At 71.0% G+C, this 16194-nt stretch carries 14 protein-coding genes; 8 read left to right on the forward strand and 6 right to left on the reverse strand.

What is annotated here, in order from left to right; all coding sequences use genetic code 11:
• Positions 1-207: 207 nt before the first annotated feature.
• From ABH928_RS24535 to ABH928_RS24545, 3 genes are all read left to right on the forward strand, one after another.
• Positions 208-504 carry a hypothetical protein gene (locus ABH928_RS24535; RefSeq protein ID WP_370070048.1) on the forward strand — a complete coding sequence of 99 codons (297 nt, stop codon included), beginning with the start codon at positions 208-210 and terminating at the stop codon, positions 502-504.
• Between the two features lie 367 nt (positions 505-871).
• Positions 872-1702: a PIG-L family deacetylase gene (locus ABH928_RS24540; RefSeq protein ID WP_370070050.1), complete on the forward strand. Its 831-nt coding sequence runs from the start codon at positions 872-874 to the stop codon at positions 1700-1702.
• A 137-nt stretch (positions 1703-1839) separates the two neighbouring features.
• Positions 1840-2541, forward strand: a complete 702-nt coding sequence (locus ABH928_RS24545; protein ID WP_370070052.1) for a restriction endonuclease — start codon at positions 1840-1842, stop codon at positions 2539-2541.
• 32 nt (positions 2542-2573) lie between these two features.
• Here the strand turns inward: ABH928_RS24545 and ABH928_RS24550 are convergent, their stop codons facing one another.
• Positions 2574-3152, reverse strand: a complete 579-nt coding sequence (locus tag ABH928_RS24550; protein ID WP_370070054.1) for a hypothetical protein — start codon at positions 3150-3152, stop codon at positions 2574-2576.
• A gap of 23 nt (positions 3153-3175) precedes the next feature.
• Entirely contained in the window at positions 3176-3928 is a 753-nt protein-coding gene (locus ABH928_RS24555; RefSeq protein ID WP_370070056.1) for a hypothetical protein, read from the reverse strand.
• A gap of 411 nt (positions 3929-4339) precedes the next feature.
• Here ABH928_RS24555 and ABH928_RS24560 point away from each other — a divergent pair, with 411 nt between their 5' ends.
• A complete protein-coding gene (locus ABH928_RS24560; protein WP_370070058.1) occupies positions 4340-6538 on the forward strand; it encodes an MMPL family transporter in 2199 nt (732 codons plus the stop codon).
• 89 nt (positions 6539-6627) lie between these two features.
• On the opposite strand, the gene ABH928_RS24565 is transcribed toward ABH928_RS24560, so the two are convergent.
• Entirely contained in the window at positions 6628-7872 is a 1245-nt protein-coding gene (locus ABH928_RS24565) for an NADH:flavin oxidoreductase/NADH oxidase family protein (protein ID WP_370070060.1), read from the reverse strand.
• A 98-nt stretch (positions 7873-7970) separates the two neighbouring features.
• On the opposite strand from ABH928_RS24565, the gene ABH928_RS24570 reads away from it, so the two are divergent.
• Positions 7971-8615 (forward strand): TetR/AcrR family transcriptional regulator, encoded by a 645-nt coding sequence (locus ABH928_RS24570; RefSeq protein WP_370070062.1) that lies wholly within the window; start codon positions 7971-7973, stop codon positions 8613-8615.
• 27 nt (positions 8616-8642) lie between these two features.
• On the opposite strand, the gene ABH928_RS24575 is transcribed toward ABH928_RS24570, so the two are convergent.
• Positions 8643-9149 carry an SRPBCC family protein gene (locus tag ABH928_RS24575; RefSeq protein WP_370070064.1) on the reverse strand — a complete coding sequence of 169 codons (507 nt, stop codon included), beginning with the start codon at positions 9147-9149 and terminating at the stop codon, positions 8643-8645.
• A gap of 333 nt (positions 9150-9482) precedes the next feature.
• Between ABH928_RS24575 and ABH928_RS24580 the strand changes: the two genes are divergently transcribed.
• The 3 genes from ABH928_RS24580 to ABH928_RS24590 all read left to right on the forward strand — a co-directional run bounded on the left by ABH928_RS24580 (position 9483) and on the right by ABH928_RS24590 (position 12983).
• Positions 9483-10775, forward strand: coding sequence for a CopD family protein (locus ABH928_RS24580; protein ID WP_370070066.1), 1293 nt, complete (start codon positions 9483-9485; stop codon positions 10773-10775).
• 217 nt (positions 10776-10992) lie between these two features.
• Entirely contained in the window at positions 10993-12513 is a 1521-nt protein-coding gene (locus ABH928_RS24585; protein ID WP_370070068.1) for a serine/threonine-protein kinase, read from the forward strand.
• The gene (locus ABH928_RS24590) at positions 12513-12983 is read left to right on the forward strand and encodes a PPOX class F420-dependent oxidoreductase (RefSeq protein WP_370070070.1); all 471 of its coding nucleotides are present in this window, start codon (positions 12513-12515) and stop codon (positions 12981-12983) included. Before ABH928_RS24585 ends, ABH928_RS24590 begins: the two co-directional genes overlap by 1 nt.
• Before the next feature lie 42 nt (positions 12984-13025).
• On the opposite strand, the gene ABH928_RS24595 is transcribed toward ABH928_RS24590, so the two are convergent.
• Both ABH928_RS24595 and ABH928_RS24600 read right to left on the reverse strand, forming a co-directional pair.
• Entirely contained in the window at positions 13026-14942 is a 1917-nt protein-coding gene (locus tag ABH928_RS24595) for a protein kinase (protein WP_370070072.1), read from the reverse strand.
• A gap of 163 nt (positions 14943-15105) precedes the next feature.
• A complete protein-coding gene (locus ABH928_RS24600; RefSeq protein ID WP_370070074.1) occupies positions 15106-16035 on the reverse strand; it encodes an SGNH/GDSL hydrolase family protein in 930 nt (309 codons plus the stop codon).
• Positions 16036-16194: the final 159 nt, after the last annotated feature.

A 16194-nucleotide genomic window follows, 5' to 3' on the forward strand; every position in this document is an offset into this window, starting at 1 on the left:
ACCAGCGCATGCCTGGGCCTGCTCGTCGACCGGCTCCGGTTCGTCGGCGATCTCCGTGAGCAGGATCCGTGCCGCCGCAGTTCGCAGGCCCGTCCCGGTTGGTCCCGCGCACCAATGGACCTCCCGGGAGGCGTCCGAGACATGTCCCGAACAGGCTTGCATCGATGGCACGCAGGTGCCGCCACACAGACTGAGAGTGGGTACGCCATGCGAGTTCTGCTCACCGCCGAGATGGACACGGAGAAGGCCAACAAGGCGATCAAGGACAACCGGCTGCCGGACATCATGAAGAGGGCGATCGGGTCGCTTCAGCCGGAGGCCACGTACTTCGGGGCCAAGGACGGCCGCCGTACGGCCTTCATCGTCTTCGACCTCAAGGAGCCGTCCGACATCCCCTCGGTCGCGGAACCGCTGTTCGCTGAACTCGACGCCAAGGTGGAACTCATCCCGGTGATGAACTTCGACGACGTCCAGGCCGGCCTGAGCAAGGCCAGCCACAACTGACGGTGACGTCGAAGGCCCCCGGCCCCGAGTCGGCGGATTCGAAGGATGGTCGCGACACGTGGTCGGTTGTCCAGGCCGCGAGCAGGATGTACAGGCGCTCGGCTGGGGTTGCCCAGCCGAGCGTTCTGCGTGGACGAGATTCCGGGCGACGGCGTCGACGCGGCGGGAACAGCCGGTCCGGCCGCCGTTGTTGCACTGCCCGAGCAACCGGCACGGCGCGGGTGGGGAGCGCAGGTCGACGGGTCACCCGCGCGACTGGATACTGAGCCCTCGGGCCTGCCCGAACGCCGGTCGCCGCGGCACCACGGGCGACCGCCTGCCGGCGAGGCCTGAGACCCAGAACGAGCTTGCACCGGAGGACTCTCTGATGAACGACCGGCCCCTGACCCTGATGGCCGTGCACGCCCACCCCGACGACGAAGCCACCGGGACCGGAGGCATCCTCGCCCGCTACGCGCACGAGGGCATCCGGACGGTCCTCGTCACCTGTACGGACGGAGCCTGCGGCGACGGGCCCGGGGGCGTCAAGCCGGGCGAACCCGGACACGAGCCGCAGGCCGTGGCCGCGATGCGGCTCCAGGAACTCAAAGCCAGCTGCGAAGTCCTGAACGTCCATCATCTGGAGACACTCGGTTACGCCGACTCCGGGATGATGGGCTGGCCGGCCAACGACGCCCCCGGGTCCTTCTGGCAGACCCCCGTGGAGGAGGGTGCGGCCCGTCTCGCCGAACTCCTGCGCCTCTACCAGCCCGACGTGGTCGTCACCTACGACGAGAACGGCTTCTACGGCCACCCCGACCACATCCAGGCCAACCGCATCACCACGGCCGCGCTGGCCATGACCGAAATGACGCCCAAGGTCTACTGGACGACGGCGCCCCGCTCGATGATGCAGAAATTCGGGGAGGTCATGCGCGAGTTCGGCGCGGACTGGGAGCCGGAACCGGACGAGGCCGCCACGATGCCCGAGATCGGACTCCCGGACGAGGAGATCACCACCTGGGTCGACACCACCGAGTTCGGCGGCCAGAAGTTCGACGCCCTCGCCGCGCACGCCAGCCAAGGCGAGAACATCTTCTTCCTGAAGATGGGCAAGGAGAAGTTCACCGGGCTGATGGGTGTGGAGACCTTCGTCCGCGTCCAGGACACCACAAGCGCGCCCCTCCCCGAGAACGACCTCTTCGCCGGACTGCGCTGACGATCGCCGTCGGACGGCCGGCGGGTCACACCGCGCGGGGCAGCAGCAGCGGCCGGCGCGCCGCGTCCGCACAAGAGTGTTCGCTGTCGCGCCGCCCTGGGGAGGGATGACGGCAGGTCACTTCACAGGGGGTCGGCATGGCGCGCAGGAGAGGGACCGCTGCCGCCCGGCGGCGCACCACCAGGCTCAAGGCACTCGCGGCGCTCGGCGCACTCGTCAGCGGGATACTCCTGGCCGCCCACTGGGGCACGGTGTGGCCGTACGTCACTGTCCTGGTCGGCGCCGCGGCGGTCGGTGCGGCCGGTCAGGCGCTGTGGCGCCGCGACCGGGCCGCACGCCGCCAGGACCGGCTGTGGCGCGAGCAGGACGCGATCGCGGCCGGGCACCGCACCCTCGCCGAGGTCGACCAGATGACGGGCACCCAGTTCGAGGACCTCGTGGCCGCCCTGTGCCGCCGCGACGGCTGTACCGAGGTCGTCCGCGTCGGAGGTGCCGGCGACAACGGGGCCGACGTCCGCGGGCTCCTCCCCGACGGGCGCACCATGGTCGTGCAGTGCAAGCGCTACGCGCCCCGTAACGCGATCCCCGCCCGGGAGATCCGTGACCTCATGGGCGCACTGCAGCACCACCGGGCCCAGGTCGGGATCTTCGTCACCACCACACGCTTCACCCGCCCTGCCCAGGACCTGTGCCGCCAGCACGGAATCTGGGCACTGCACCGCGACCTGCTCGGCCTGTGGAACAGCGGCACACCCCTGACGTCCTTCCCCCAGGTCAACGGGGCCGGGCAAGGCGACAGGCAGCACCGCGCCCGCTGGAAGAACACCTACGAGAAGTAAGCGCCGCAGGGCCGGACACCGGGCCTGGGCTGTCACACCTGCGTGAGCCGGAGGTACGTGTCGGTGGTGCGGACACTCGTGAGGGGCGAACTCGCGCTGCACCCACCCGTGACGCTGATCACCGCGTCTGCCGAAAGGCCGGTCACCGACATGGTTGCCCCCTTGAACACCCCGGAAGAGACAGTTCCGGCGAGCACGGTGCTCCCAAGGTCCACCTGACTCGCACTCCAATTGACCCGGGAAGATCCGACGGCTGCTCCGTTGGCCTTCTTCCAGGTGATCGCCATGGTGCCGTTCAGCTTGACAGCACGCAGTGCCGGGTCGGTGAAGCAGCTGGCCTGGCCCATTCCTGTGAAGGTGGCGTCCAAGCTGGTGATGCCGTCGGCAGCAGGAGCGCAGGCGGGCCCCGCGGTCTGCCCCAGTCCGTGCAGAACCCCGCCGACGCTCTGTGGAGCGGACACCATCTGGACTCCGGGGCTGAAGCTCTCCTCGGCGCTGATGGTGCAGGAGAGGAGCTGCGTCCCTGCAGCGTGCGCCGGAGCGGCGATGCCGAGGGCGGACGGGGACGCGACTGTCAGCGCGGAGGCGAGGGCAGCAAGGCCGCGGTGCATGCTCTTCTCCTTCGGACGGGGAGTCACAGTGGTTTCACGAGTGGACGGTAGACCTGCACGCTGGAGATCTCGGTGGTGATGGGCGTCAAGGTCGTCGGCTCCCGACCCGGCTGCCCGGAGATGCTGAGGTTCACGATCAGATATGCCTTCCAGTCGGCCGGCACGCCCTTGTGGTCGTTGAAGACGGCTTTCAGGTCCCGCACTGAGTCGCCGAGATACCAGGTGACGGAGTCGGTGCCGAGCCGGGCACCGACGTATATCCACTTTCCGAAGCCGAGGAGACTGTTCCGGACCAGCGCGCCGTTGTCACCGTCCACATGGTTGACGAACTCCGCGAAACCGGGCAACTCGCTGTGCCACTCCAGGATGTCGACCTCGTTGTCACCGTCGTTCCACGTCCACACTCCGGGCCAGGCCGCGTGACCCCCGCCCTCGGTGCGGTTCGGCAAGCGTAGATGGACCACCACGTAGTCGTCGGGGCGCACCATGAACCCGTCGCCTCCGCAGGGGCCGCCGTCCCAGGGCTCGGTCGTGAGCAGACCCGTGGCCCACTGACCGACCGGCGAGTGCGTGAGCGGGCGGGCACGGAAGAGCACACCCCCGCCTTTGACGACGGACATCGCCCCGGTCGTGATGTTGTCCAGCTTCAAGTTGCCCGGGTTGGTCCGCCCGTCGGGATAGGCCGACGTGTAGGGGCACCACACGGCACCGGGCCTGCCCCAGTCCGCCTTCCGGAACAGATCGCTGAAGACCAGAGGCGTCTGCGGAGGAATCACCGGAGAAGCCGCAGCCGGAATCACCTCAGCGGCCGCAGCCGGTTGGGGCGTCACCAGTGAGATCGCAATCAGCGAGAGCAGCCCGCAGAGCCATACTCCGGGACGCGGACATATCTGGGGCCAGGACACAGGCCGATTCCCCTCTGGGACAACGCGCGACAGCCCCTGCTCATGACGGGCACTCACCCAACAAACGCCATCCCCACGCGACTCGCACTCCCCGCTGAGCCGTTCGGGATGTTCTGGAGCGGATCCCCACCTGCGGGGGCGCCGACCAGGGCGGGCCGGGAGCCCCGGCTGGACGCGCCCGAATCGCGCGAGCCCACCGGCCTGCACAGAATTGCGTGGACAGCGCGGCCGTCCCGGAGCAGATGTCCGGCGTGCCGACCGGCATCCTGCGGAGGCGCCAGCGTGTCCACGTACCTGTTCCAGCTCGCCCGCTGGGCGTTTCGGCGCCGGCGGATCGTGCTCTGCTTCTGGCTGGTCGTGGCCGTGGTCGCGATCGTGCTGGCGACAGCGAGCGGCGGCAAGACCAACGACACGTTCACCATTCCGGGCACGGAGTCGCAGCGGACGACGGACCTGCTCAAGCACACGCTGCCGGCGCTGGCCGGGGGTCAGACGCAGGTGGTGTTCGCCGCGCCCGCCGGGCAGGCGGTCACCAACCCGGGCCCGCGGGCCGGTGTGGAGGCGTCCCTGGCCAGGATCAGGGGCGTGCCGCAGGTGGCGACGGTCTCCGACCCCTACGCGGCTCACGGGGTGTCGCCCGATCAGAAGGCCGCGCTGGTCAGCGTGCAGTGGAACGGGCAGCCCGGCGACGTGAAGGACGCGTCCCTGAACGACCTCAAAGCCGCGGTGGCCCCCGCACAGCAGGCGGGCGTGCAGGTGGAGTACTCCGGCAGCGTCTATCCGGGCTGGCGACTGGTGCCCTCGGAACTTCCCGAGCTCATCGGCCTGATCATCGCCTTCTTCATCCTGCTGGTCACCTTCGGCGCACTCGTCGCCGCCGGAATGCCGATCCTGACCGCGGTCCTCGGGGTCGTCGTCTCGCTGATGGGTATCACCGCACTGGCCTCGGTCATCAACATCGCCTCCGCATCGACCACGGTCGCGATCATGCTCGGGCTGTCCTGCGGCGTCGACTACGGCCTGTTCATCCTGTTCCGGCACCGCAACCAGGTGCTCCAGGGCATGGATACGGAGCAGTCCGTCGGCCTGGCCGTGGGCACCGCAGGCGGGTCGGTCGTCTTCGCCGCGCTGACGGTGATCATCGCGCTGTGCGGCATGTCCGTGGTCGGCATCCCGTTCCTGACGGTCATGGGGCTCGCCGCCGCCGCCGCGGTGGCCGTCGCACTGCTGATCGCACTGACGCTGCTGCCCGCCCTGCTCGGGTTCGCCGGCACGAGGATCACCTCGTTCGTCAGCGGCCGGCTGCGCCCCGGGCACCACGAGCGGGTGGCCAAGACCTCGGCGGAGGAGTCGCCTCGCGCGTTCGGGGCCCGGTGGTCCCGGTTCGTCGTGCGGTACCGGCCGCTGGTCGCGGTGGCCGGCGTCGGCTTTCTGCTGCTCCTGGCCGTCCCGGCGCTGGACATCCAGCTCGGGCTGCCGAGCGGGGCCTCGAAACCGACCTCCGACACCTCACGCCGCGCCTACGACCTGATCAGCGATCACTTCGGCCCCGGTTACAACGGTCCGCTGCTGGTGGTGACCGAGCACGGCGTGCCGCCGGCGAACGCCCAGCGGCTGGCGGCGGAACTCGCGACCCAGCAGAACGTCGCCGCAGCGGCGCCGCTGGCGGTGACCCCGCAGGTGGCGATCGTCCGGGTGATCCCCAAGACCGGCCCCAACGACACCGCGACGGCGGATCTGGTGCACGGCCTGCGCGACCACCGCGCCGCGATCGAGGCGGTCGTCGGCGCACCGATTCTGGTCGGCGGGACGACCGCGTCCAACATCGACGTCTCCCAGAAACTCGCCGACGCCCTTCCCGTCTTCCTCGCCGTGGTCATCGGGCTGGCGTTCGTGCTGCTGACCCTGGCCTTCCGGACGATCCTGGTGCCGATCAAGTCGATCATCGGCTTCCTGCTGTCGGTCGCGGCGGCGTTCGGCGCGCAGGTGGCGATGTTCCAGTGGGGCTGGGGACGGCACATCTTCGGCATCACGCCGACGGAGACCATCAGCTTCCTGCCGCTGATCATGCTGGCCATCATCTTCGGCCTCTCCAGCGACTACGAGGTCTTCGTCGTGTCCCGGATCAAGGAGGACTTCATCGCCACCGACGACGCGCGCGGCGCCGTCGAACGCGGTACGTCGCGGGCCGCGCGGGTGGTCACCGCGGCCGCCCTGATCATGTTCTCGATCTTCGTGGCCTTCATGTTCACCAACGACCCGACCATCAAGGCCATCGGCTTCAGCTTCGCCATCGGCGTCCTCCTCGACGCCTTCGTGGTCCGCCTGACCGTGGTCCCGGCGGTGATGGCGATCGTCGGCGCCCGGATCTGGTACCACCCACGCTGGTTCACACGCTATGTACCCGACCCGGATATCGAGGGCAGCCGCCTGGAGCACCTCCAGACCGTCGACCGGCCCGCAGCCAAGGAATCCGGCTGAGCCTGGAGAGGCACTCTGGTTCGCACCCTCTGCCGCCATGACGGAGAACCAGAACGCCGGTCTGTGGGGTGGTCATCGCACCCGGACCGTCACCGGGTGGCCTGCGACGTGGGCAGCCAGGCGCGGTAGCCGCGCAGTGCCTTGCGCTGGTGACGCTGCTCGGCCAGCAGCGCGACGGCCGGGCGGGTGCCCGGCTTCGGGGCGCTGCCGCGGGCGATGCGACGGAGCTGGTGGCGGACCATGGCCATGCTGGCGGCCGAGGCGAGGGCCTTGTCGGACCAGGTCACCGGCCGGATCTGCCGGTCGGCCTCGCGGCCCTCGACCCAGCGGTTGGGCAGGTCGGGGGTGACGGAGAGGGCGGTGCCCATGCCGATGACGTGCACGCCGCTGTCCAGGACCGCCTCGGCGGTGTCGCGGCGGGTGATGCCGCCGGTGAGCATCAGCGGGAGGGGGCTGGTGGTGAGCAACTCCTTGGCCAACTCCAGGAAGTAGGCCTCCCGGGCCGCGGTGCGGGCGTCGGCGGGGCGGCCGGTCATCGCCGGGCTCTCGTAGCTGCCGCCGGACAGCTCGACCAGGTCGACGCCGAGCGGCGCCAGCCACTCGATCACCTGACGCGCGTCGTCGGCGTCGAAGCCACCGCGCTGGAAGTCGGCGGAGTTGAGCTTCACGGCGACCGCGAAGGAGGGCGAGACGACGCCGCGGACGGCGCGGACGACGTCCAGCAGCATCCGGGCCCGGTTCTCCAGCGACCCGCCCCACCGGTCGGTGCGCTTGTTGACCAGGGGCGAGAGGAACTGCGACAGCAGGTAGCCGTGTGCGGAGTGGATCTCCACGCCGTCGAAGCCCGCCTCCTCGGCGCGGCGGGCGGTGACCGCGAACCGGTTCACGGTGGCTTCGATCTGCTCCGCGGTCATGGCGACCGGCTTGCCGAAGCGGCTGCTGAGCTTCCCCAGATCGACACCGACGGCGGACGGTCCCCACACGACGCCGGGCATGTCGGACGAGACCTGGCGGCCGGGGTGGTTGATCTGCATCCAGATCGACCCACCGGCGGGCTTGCCGGCCTTGGCCCACTCGACGAACGGCGCAAGCGGCGCGGCCTCGTCGAGCACCACGCCGCCCGGACCGGTCAGCGCCTCGGCGTGGACCATGACGTTGCCGGTGATCAGCAGGCCGGTGCCGCCGGCGGCCCAGCGCCGGTAGAGGTCGATCAGCAGGCGGTCGGGCAGCTGACCCGCGCCGGCCAGGTTCTCCTCCATGGCCGCCTTGGCGATCCGGTTGGGCAGCACCGCCCCGGAGCGCAGCTTCAGTGGCGAGAACAGCGTGCTGGCCATCGGGAATCTCCTGTCCATCGATTTCCTCGACTACGATGTGTACAACGCTCACATTAGGCCAGGAATGTATGCGGCGTAAACATCAGAGAGGGTGACCCGTGCCACAGCCGACCAGCTCCTATCACCACGGCGATCTGCGGGCCGCGTGCCTGCGCGCGGCACGGGAGTTGCTGGAGGAGGACGGCAGCGCCGGTCTGTCCCTGCGGGCCGTCGCGCGCCGGGCCGGGGTGTCGGCGACGGCCCCCTACCGCCACTACGCGGACCGCGACGCACTGGTGTCGGCAGTCGCCGCGGAGGGCTACCGCGAGCTGGCCGACGCCCTGGCTGCCGCGCACCCCTCACCCGCGACTCCCGACGAGCTGGCCACGGTCGCGGTCGCGTACGTGCGCTTCGGGCTCGAGCGCCCGGCACTGTTCCGGGTGATGTTCGCGGAGCCCTGCGATCCGAGCAACGAGGAGCGGGTCGCTGCGACAGCCGCCATCTCGCAGTACGTCCGCGACATCGTCCACGGCGTCTTCCCTGGCAGCGATCCGGAGGCGCTGTCGACCGCGGTGTGGGCCCTGGTCCACGGCCTGGCGTTCCTGCACCTGGACGGAAAGCTCGACTCCGCCACCCCCGAGGTGGTCGCAGACCAGGTCCGCGGAGCGGTCCAGGCGATACTCGCCGCCTCCATGGCAGCTCCGCGGACGGAGGGTGGGCCGCTGGAGGAGGTCGGGACCCAGGCCGACCTTCAGCGGTCCTGACGTTCAGCGATCCTGACGTCCTGACGTTCAGGGATGCTGTTCGTCTGCCGTCGAGTCGGCCTCCAGCGAGCGCTTCAGCGCGGCGAGCGTCACCGTCATGTTCCTGCGGTTCCATTCCGCGCGGCCGCCGGTGCGCAGCACGGTCTCCGTCGTCCAGGCGCTGACCCGGTCGCGGCGGTCCTGCCAGAACTGCTCCACCACCGTCACGCCGCCGTCCGCGCCGCCCGGTGTGAGGCGGAATCCCCAGCGGGCGACCGGTATCGGCCCGAAGCTGACGTCCCAGGCGAAGCTGCGCCCCGGCTCGGCTTCGACGACGCGGCAGACGGTGCTCCAGCGGATCCCGCCCTTGCGGTTGCGCCCCTGAAACCGCGCACCGAGCACCGGTCCGCCCGGACTGCCCCGCCAGGCCGCACCGGTGCACTCGGGGCTCCACTCGCCCATGCGCGTCACATCGGCGACCGCGGCCCAGACGGCGTCCGGCGCGGCGGCGATCTCCGTCCGGACGGACACGTATTCACGGCCGGCACTGGTCATGCGTACCTCCTCCTGAGGATGATTCAGGCATCGCACCCCGCCCGGGCTCGCCGCGTCAACGTGCGCCGGGTCACCGCGTCAGCGGGACGCCGTCGCGGTCATGAACGAGTGTCAGCGGAGCCGGGCAGGTGGCGGCGGTCTCCGAGTTCTGACTGGTTGTCTAAAGCGCTTCATCAGCACCGCGACAGGTCCGGCGGCCGGACGGTCCGTCAGCCGACCCCCGACCACCCGGCATGAAGCCGGTTTGCGAATCACTCGCCCCTTGAGGTTAGGTAAGCCTTACCTAAGCCAGCCTTTGCGCTGCCCGCCCTCACCCGCTAAGGATGGTTCGCCATGCCCTTTTCCGACCCGCTGCCGCAGTCGCTTCCGACTGCGGCGCCGTCGCCGTCCACCCCGCTGGGGCCGTTCCTGGACAGCGCACTGGCATGGGCGAGTTGGAGCACGGTGATGGCCTTCGTCGGGCTGATCGTGCTCGCCCTGCTGGTGGCGGCCCCCTCCGGGCGGGTCGGAGCCGATACCCAGGCCCGGGTCCGCACCCGGCTGACCGCAGCCGCCGTCGCCGCCGGAGCGCTCGCGGGCCCGGCCGCCCTGGTCGGCCTGGCGCACGACGCCGCCGGCGGACCGGGCGGAGGCTACGACTACCCCGCCGCCTGGGCCGGGCTCTTCGACGGCAGCGGTGGCGGGTTCCTCTCCGGCCTGCAGGTGGGTCTGCCGATGCTCGGGGCCCTGCTGCTCATCCCAGTGGCGCTACGCCGCGCCCCGGCCAGACGCTTCCACGGCGCACTGCTGTGGTCGGGGCTGACGGCCGGTCTGACAGCCCTGGGCAGTGCCAGGTTCCCGACGCAGGTCCGCAACGGTCTGGGGCGCACCGTCTTCGAGACGGTCGTCTGGCTGGCGCACCTCTTCGGCGCCGCGGTGTGGTTGGGCGGACTGGTCGGCCTACTGCTTCTCGCCCTGCCCGGCGCGGTGGCACCGGCCGACCGCGGCACCTTCTGGGCGCCGACCATCCGGCGCTTCTCCCTGGCGGCCACCGCCTGCGTCGCGGCGATCACCCTGTCCGGACTGTTCCTCTACTGGGAGCACGTCGACGGCCCGGGGCAACTGCTCAGCACCATGTACGGGCGCGTGCTCGGCGTGAAGATCCTGATATTCGGCTCGGTGCTCGTGCTGGGCGCCTTCAACCAGTTCTGGCTCCACCCCCGGGTCCAGGCACTGCGCACCGAGGGCGACGCCGGACGCGCCGCCGGTGTCGCCCTGCGCCGCTTCCCCATCGTCGTGGCGGCGGAGGTCGCACTGGTACTGCTGGTGCTGTTCGTCGCACCGTTTCTGCACGGCTCGGCCCGCAGCCAGGCCTACCAGGCGCAGCAAGCACAGCAGGCACAACAGGTAGGCAAGGCGCGGCAGACGACCCTCGCCGACGCCCCGCCGCCGAAGCTGCCTGCCAAGCAGGCAAGCGCGTCCACCTGGGCCTACGGCAGCGCCGAGACGGCGGTGGTGATCGCCGTCATGGTCATCGGCTACCGCTGCTCGGGCCGCCTCGCGCGACGTCGTGCCATGGCCGTGGCAGCGACCACCCCGACCTCGCACCCCTTGCCTACGAGCACGGCCCGGAACGTGCCAAGCTGATGACCCGCCACCAACAGACGCCATTTCAGGGTCGTTCACAGGCCAGGGGCGGCCCGCAGGGCGCACAGCGCCGCCGGGTGTCGCAGGGACCGGTGACGGCCGACGAGGTGCCTGCCGCGCTGGAGACGGTCCCCGACCCGGATGCTGCTCTGCCGCGTGTCGGGATCTGGAACACTGCGGTGGCGGACTGTACTTGGGACGGGGACGGGGGCAGAAGGTGTCGCAGGAAGGCAACGACGTCGGTGTCGTCGGGGACGCCGGCGCCGGCCGACCGGGGCAACTGGTCGGTGGGCGGTACCGGCTCCAGAAGCGGCTCGGCACTGGCGGGTTCGGCAGCGTGTGGCAGGCCCACGATGAGGTGCTCGGTGTGGACGTGGCCGTGAAGGAGGTCCAACTTCCCCCCACGGCCTCGCCGGAGGAACACACCGAGCGAGTGCTGCGCGCCCAGCGGGAGGCCCGCCACGCGGCCCGGTTGCGGGACCATCCGAACGTTGCCGGAGTCCACGACGTCGCCGTGGACTCCGGCGTGCCGTGGATCGTCATGCAGTTGATCGTCGGTCGTTCACTGGGCGACCGGATCGCCGAGGAAGGCCCCCTCACGCCCGTCCATGCGGCGCGGGTGGCACAGGCCGTTCTTGCCGCGCTCGCCGCGGCTCACGCGGCCGGGATCGTCCACCGTGACGTCAAACCGGCGAACATCCTGTTGGCCGACGACGGCCAGGTGCTGTTGGCCGACTTCGGGATCGCGGTGCAGCAGGACCAGACGGCACTCACTGCGTCCGGCGTGTTCATCGGATCCGTGGACTACCTCGCGCCCGAGCGGGCCCACGGTTCCCCGGCGGGCCCCGCCGGAGACCTGTTCTCGCTGGGGGCCACGCTCTACCAGGCCGTGGAAGGGCGGCTGCCGTTCCGGCGTGACACCCCCGTGGCCACCCTCGCGGCGGTCCTGTTCGAGGACGCTCCGCCGACGGCCCTGGCCGGTCCGCTGGCCTCGCTGATCAACGGACTGTTGGTGAAGGACCCGAAGGCGCGCCTCACCGGCCCGCAGGCCGAGTCGCTGCTCGCCCGGAGCCTGTCCTACACGCCGACGGCACCCGCCACCCGGCCGGTCGCCGGCGGGCCCGGCATCCACGCCGCTTACCCGCCGCCGAGGCAGCCACCGGCCTCGCCTCAGACCGCCCCCGGACCACAACCGCGGTACAGGGCCGCGGCATCCGTACTCGGGCCGGTCGGCGTGCTGGCGCTGTGCGGCATCGCCATGCCGCTGAAGGCGGTCGGCCTCCGGCTCTCTCCAACACTGGGCCTCCCCCAGGGCATGGCCGACCGGAGCAACCTGGCGCTCCACAGCGCGCTCGGACTCGACCAGTTCCCTTCCCTCTCGTCGAGCGGGACGCTGCTGCCCTGGCCGTGGCTCCTGCCCGCCCTGGCCGCGCTCGTCTGCGCAGCTGTCCTGCCCTACCGGCCGCATCCCGGCCTTCGGATCCTCGGATACGCCTGCGCCCTGGTCCTCCCGATCTGTCTGGTCATCACGGACCTACAGCTACGGCCCGATCACTTCGCGGTGGTTCACGCACTGCCGGCGGCCGTCCAGGCGGGGTTGTCGGTCACGTTCGGCCCGGGATGGTGGCTGCTCCACGCCGGTACCGCGTTGATCATCGCCACGTTGGTCTGGACACACATCCGCAGTGCCAACGGCTCGAATAGGGTGGCCGAAGGCCTCCGAGGGGAGAAGAACTGATGGCACGAAACATCGCGGCGAACACGAAGGTCGAGCGTGACGGCCTGCTGGAGTTCATCCGCCCGCGGCACCGGATGATCCTGATCACCCGGCGCGCCGACGGGGCGCCGCAGGCGTCCCCCGTGACCGGCGGTGTCGACGACTCCGGCCGGATCGTCATCTCCAGCTACCCCGAGCGCGCCAAGGCTCGCAACGCCCGGCTCCGCCCCGAGGTCAGCGTCATGGTGCTGTCCGACGAGTGGGACAGCGCGTGGGTGCAGGTGGACGGTCACGCCGAGGTACTCGAAGCGGCCGAGGGGCCGGCCGCCCTCGATGCCTTCGTGGAGTACTTCCGCAACATCTCCGGCGAGCACCCGGACTGGGCGGAGTACCGCGACGCGATGGTCGAGCAGGGCAAAGCGCTCGTGCGCATCACCCCCGACCGCTGGGGCCCGATCGCCACGGGCGGGTTCCCCGCCCGCCTCGGCTGACGGCTTTGACAGCCCGCACAGCCCGCACACCCTGACAGTCCGTCAGTCGTTGGACCAGATCTCGTCGGCGGAGGAGCTGCAGGCGGTGAGGACCGCGTAGCCGCCCACGGTGGCGTCGTTCTGGAGGCACTGCCCGGCTGAGGGGTTCTCCAGCGTCGCGCCGGAAGAGGTCGGCTGGCCGAAGCTCCACACGTCGGCGTCGGTGCTGCCGCAGGAGACCATGTAGGTGTAGTTGTCCCCGCTGCCTGCCAGGCAGTTGCCGGAGTCGGGGTTCAGCAGTTCGAAGGTGCCGCCGGAGACCGACGCGTAGGTCCACTCGAACGGGCTGCCCGAGGCGCAGGCCGCGATGTAGCCGGAGGTGCTGTGGGACGCACTCTGGGCCAGGCACTGGCCGTCCAGGGCGGACCTGAGCCGGTGGGTTCCGCTCGGGGTGACGCTGCCTCCGGAGCCGCCCGTGCCACCGCGCGTTCCCGTGCCGCCCGACGTCCCCGAGGTGGTCGAACCGGTGGCGCCGCCTGGCCCCGTGGAGCCGTTGGCCCCGGTGGAGTTGTTGGATCCGCCCGACGTCCCGGCACCACCGCTGCCGGTGCTGGTGCCGCCGGAGCCGCCCGTACTGCCGCCGTTCGCCCCGCCGGTGCCCCCACCGCTGGCGCGGGGCGACGTGGAATCGCTCGCCTTGGGCGAGGACGGCGACGACGGCGAGGCCGACGCGGACTTGCTCGCGGAGGCGGAGGCGGACGCGGACGGCGTGCCGAGCGTGGCGACCGCGCTCGTCGTGCCGCTGCCGGAGGCGGAGGGCGTGCCGCCCGCATGCTGGTCCATGAGGTACGGCACGAGCGCCACCGCGCCTGCACCGACGGCTACCAGCAGGGGAATCACGAACCCTCGGAATCCGCGCCGCCTGGGCCTCTCCGGCTCGCCGGCCGGCGCCACGATCTGGGCGACGGGCGTAGCGGGCCCGGCCGGTCCGGCGGGGCCGTCCGGCACGGGCGCCATCACCATGGTCGCCACATCAGGGACGCGCTGCACGGCATCGGCGCGCAGTGCCAGGCGCTCGCGGACCCCGGACGGCCACGGTGTCACGTCCAGGCCCACGTGCCGCGTGGCCCGCGCCACCAACTCGGCGCTGGTGGGCCGATCCTGCGGAGCGCGCGCGAGGCACTGGGCGACCACGGCGGCGAGTTCCTCGTCGACCGCACGCAACGGCTCGAGATCGGGCTGCTCGTGGACGATGCGGTAGAGCATCTGCACGCCGCTGCCGTCACCGTACGGCGGCTTCCCCGTCGCCGCGTACCCCAGCAGGCAGCCGAGCGCGAACACGTCTGTTGCCTCAGTCACCGCGCGGTCGCTGGACGCCTGCTCGGGCGACATGTACGACGGGGTGCCGATCACCATGCCCGACTGGGTCAGCCGGCTCTGCTCCAGGGCCCGCGCCACGCCGAAGTCGATGAGGGTGACGCCGTCCTGACGGAGCATCACATTTGACGGCTTCAGGTCCCGGTGCACGATGCCGATCTCGTGCACGGCTGCCAGCCCTGCGGCGGCCTCCCGCAGCAACAGCCAGATGTCCGGCACGGGCAGCGGTCCGCGGTTCAGCTCCAGCGCCTCGTCCAGGGTGATACCGGGGACGTACGCGGCGGCCAGCCACGGCGGTTGGGCCTCACGGTCGCTGTCCAGCAGGGCGGCGCTGACCCCGGCGGGCAGGCGGGCCAGGTTGTCCAGCTCGTGGCCGAAGCGCTGGACGAACTCCTTGTCCTCGGTCAGGTGCGGGTGGACCTGCTTCACCGCGGCGAATCGCCCGTCGGCGACCCCCAGGAAGACCCGGCCCATCCCGCCGGAGCCGAGCCGACCCGTCAGCGTGAACGGACCGATCCGCCGCGGGTCGCCGCCGGCCAACGGCACGGCCCCGAGGCCATGCAGGTCCGAGCCGTCCGCACTGTCTCCCCCGAGCGCCGTCATGCCGAGCAGGCTAGCCAATTCCTGCACGCGTCGTCATGTCAGAGTCACTAACTCCCCAGCCCACCACGGTTTCCGCACAACGCGGAAGGCGTCGGAACAGGCCGGTGCCGGTCGCAGGTGGCCGAGACCCTGCGCCCGGCGGAGGCCCAGCGGTGACGCTCGATCAGCCCTGGGCCAGGTGCTCGACGATGATCCGGGCGAAGTTCTGCTCACCGAGCAAAGTGGGGTGCATCGGGATGGTGCCCCCGGTGTGACCGGGGACGATCAGGTTGACCCAGTTACTGGTGGGCCGGCAGCCGTCGTGTCCCGCCCCGGGGCCGATGAAGTCGACGTACTGGGCGTGGTGCTGTGCGGCGACGGCCTCGGTCACCCGGCCGAGCTGGTCCACCAGCCCTTGCAGATACGCGGCGTCCTGCGGCCAGAACGGCTGGCGCGGGAAGCAGCCGGCCGCTCCGAAGTAGTCGGCGTAACTGGTGATCAGAATCCGGGCCTGCGGGGCCCGCTGGTGCACCGCGTCGAGGACGGCGGCCAAGCGGGGGGCCTCCGCAGCGACCAGTGCCGCGCCCTTGTCGACGCCGCCTGCGGTCTCGGTCGCCTTGCACGAGGTCCCGAGCGGGGGCGGCATCAGGTTGACGCAGCCCGCGGCGAACTGGGCCAGGTCGATGTCGTTGGCGCCGATCGTGAGGGTGACCAGCGCCGTGGACGGCGACACCGCGCCGATCTGCAGCGGGACTCCCGATCCGCCCGGCAGGTCCGCCGTCTGCGGAGTGGTCAGGACGTTCGCGCTGGTCGCACCGCTGCAGGTGACGTCGCGGAACGCGGTGATGCCCAGGTCCCTCGCGAGCAGATGAGGGTAGTCGACGTCCGACTGCAGGCAGGGGTCGGGGTGGTAGCCGTCCTGCGGCATGAGGGTCGGACCGGCCGCGAACGAGTCGCCCAGGGCGATGTACTCGACGCCCGCCGCAGGCGCGGCGACTGCCGCGGCCTGGGTGGCTGGAGTGGCTGGGGTCGCTGACACAGCAAGCAGCGCGCCGAGCAGCGCCGTCCCCGAACGCCGAAAACCCCTGCTCACCGCACGGTCAGTGGCGCTCATCGCGTCTCCTTCGATGAAGGCGTACGCGATGCAGGTTACGCTCCGTCAGCATCGGCCCGTGGGCGACGCCACGCGGATTCGCCGACGACGAGCGCAGAGTCCACCCGAACGGGGCGCGGATGCGGCGCGCCGCTGGCGGAGCCCGTCGGGCAGGAGGCT

It is taken from the genome of Streptacidiphilus sp. MAP5-3, assembly GCF_041262505.1.
Taxonomy (GTDB): Bacteria; Actinomycetota; Actinomycetes; order Streptomycetales; family Streptomycetaceae; genus Streptacidiphilus.

Coding starts and splice junctions, on each gene's coding strand:
- ABH928_RS24535 (WP_370070048.1), top strand. CDS start 208: ATGCGAGTTCTGCTCACCGCCGAGATGGACACGGAGAAGGCCAACAAG.
- ABH928_RS24545 (WP_370070052.1), top strand. CDS start 1,840: ATGGCGCGCAGGAGAGGGACCGCTGCCGCCCGGCGGCGCACCACCAGG.
- ABH928_RS24550 (WP_370070054.1), bottom strand. CDS start 3,152: ATGCACCGCGGCCTTGCTGCCCTCGCCTCCGCGCTGACAGTCGCGTCC.
- ABH928_RS24595 (WP_370070072.1), bottom strand. CDS start 14,942: ATGACGGCGCTCGGGGGAGACAGTGCGGACGGCTCGGACCTGCATGGC.
- ABH928_RS24600 (WP_370070074.1), bottom strand. CDS start 16,035: ATGAGCGCCACTGACCGTGCGGTGAGCAGGGGTTTTCGGCGTTCGGGG.
- ABH928_RS24590 (WP_370070070.1), top strand. CDS start 12,513: ATGGCACGAAACATCGCGGCGAACACGAAGGTCGAGCGTGACGGCCTG.
- ABH928_RS24580 (WP_370070066.1), top strand. CDS start 9,483: ATGCCCTTTTCCGACCCGCTGCCGCAGTCGCTTCCGACTGCGGCGCCG.
- ABH928_RS24575 (WP_370070064.1), bottom strand. CDS start 9,149: ATGACCAGTGCCGGCCGTGAATACGTGTCCGTCCGGACGGAGATCGCC.
- ABH928_RS24540 (WP_370070050.1), top strand. CDS start 872: ATGAACGACCGGCCCCTGACCCTGATGGCCGTGCACGCCCACCCCGAC.
- ABH928_RS24565 (WP_370070060.1), bottom strand. CDS start 7,872: ATGGCCAGCACGCTGTTCTCGCCACTGAAGCTGCGCTCCGGGGCGGTG.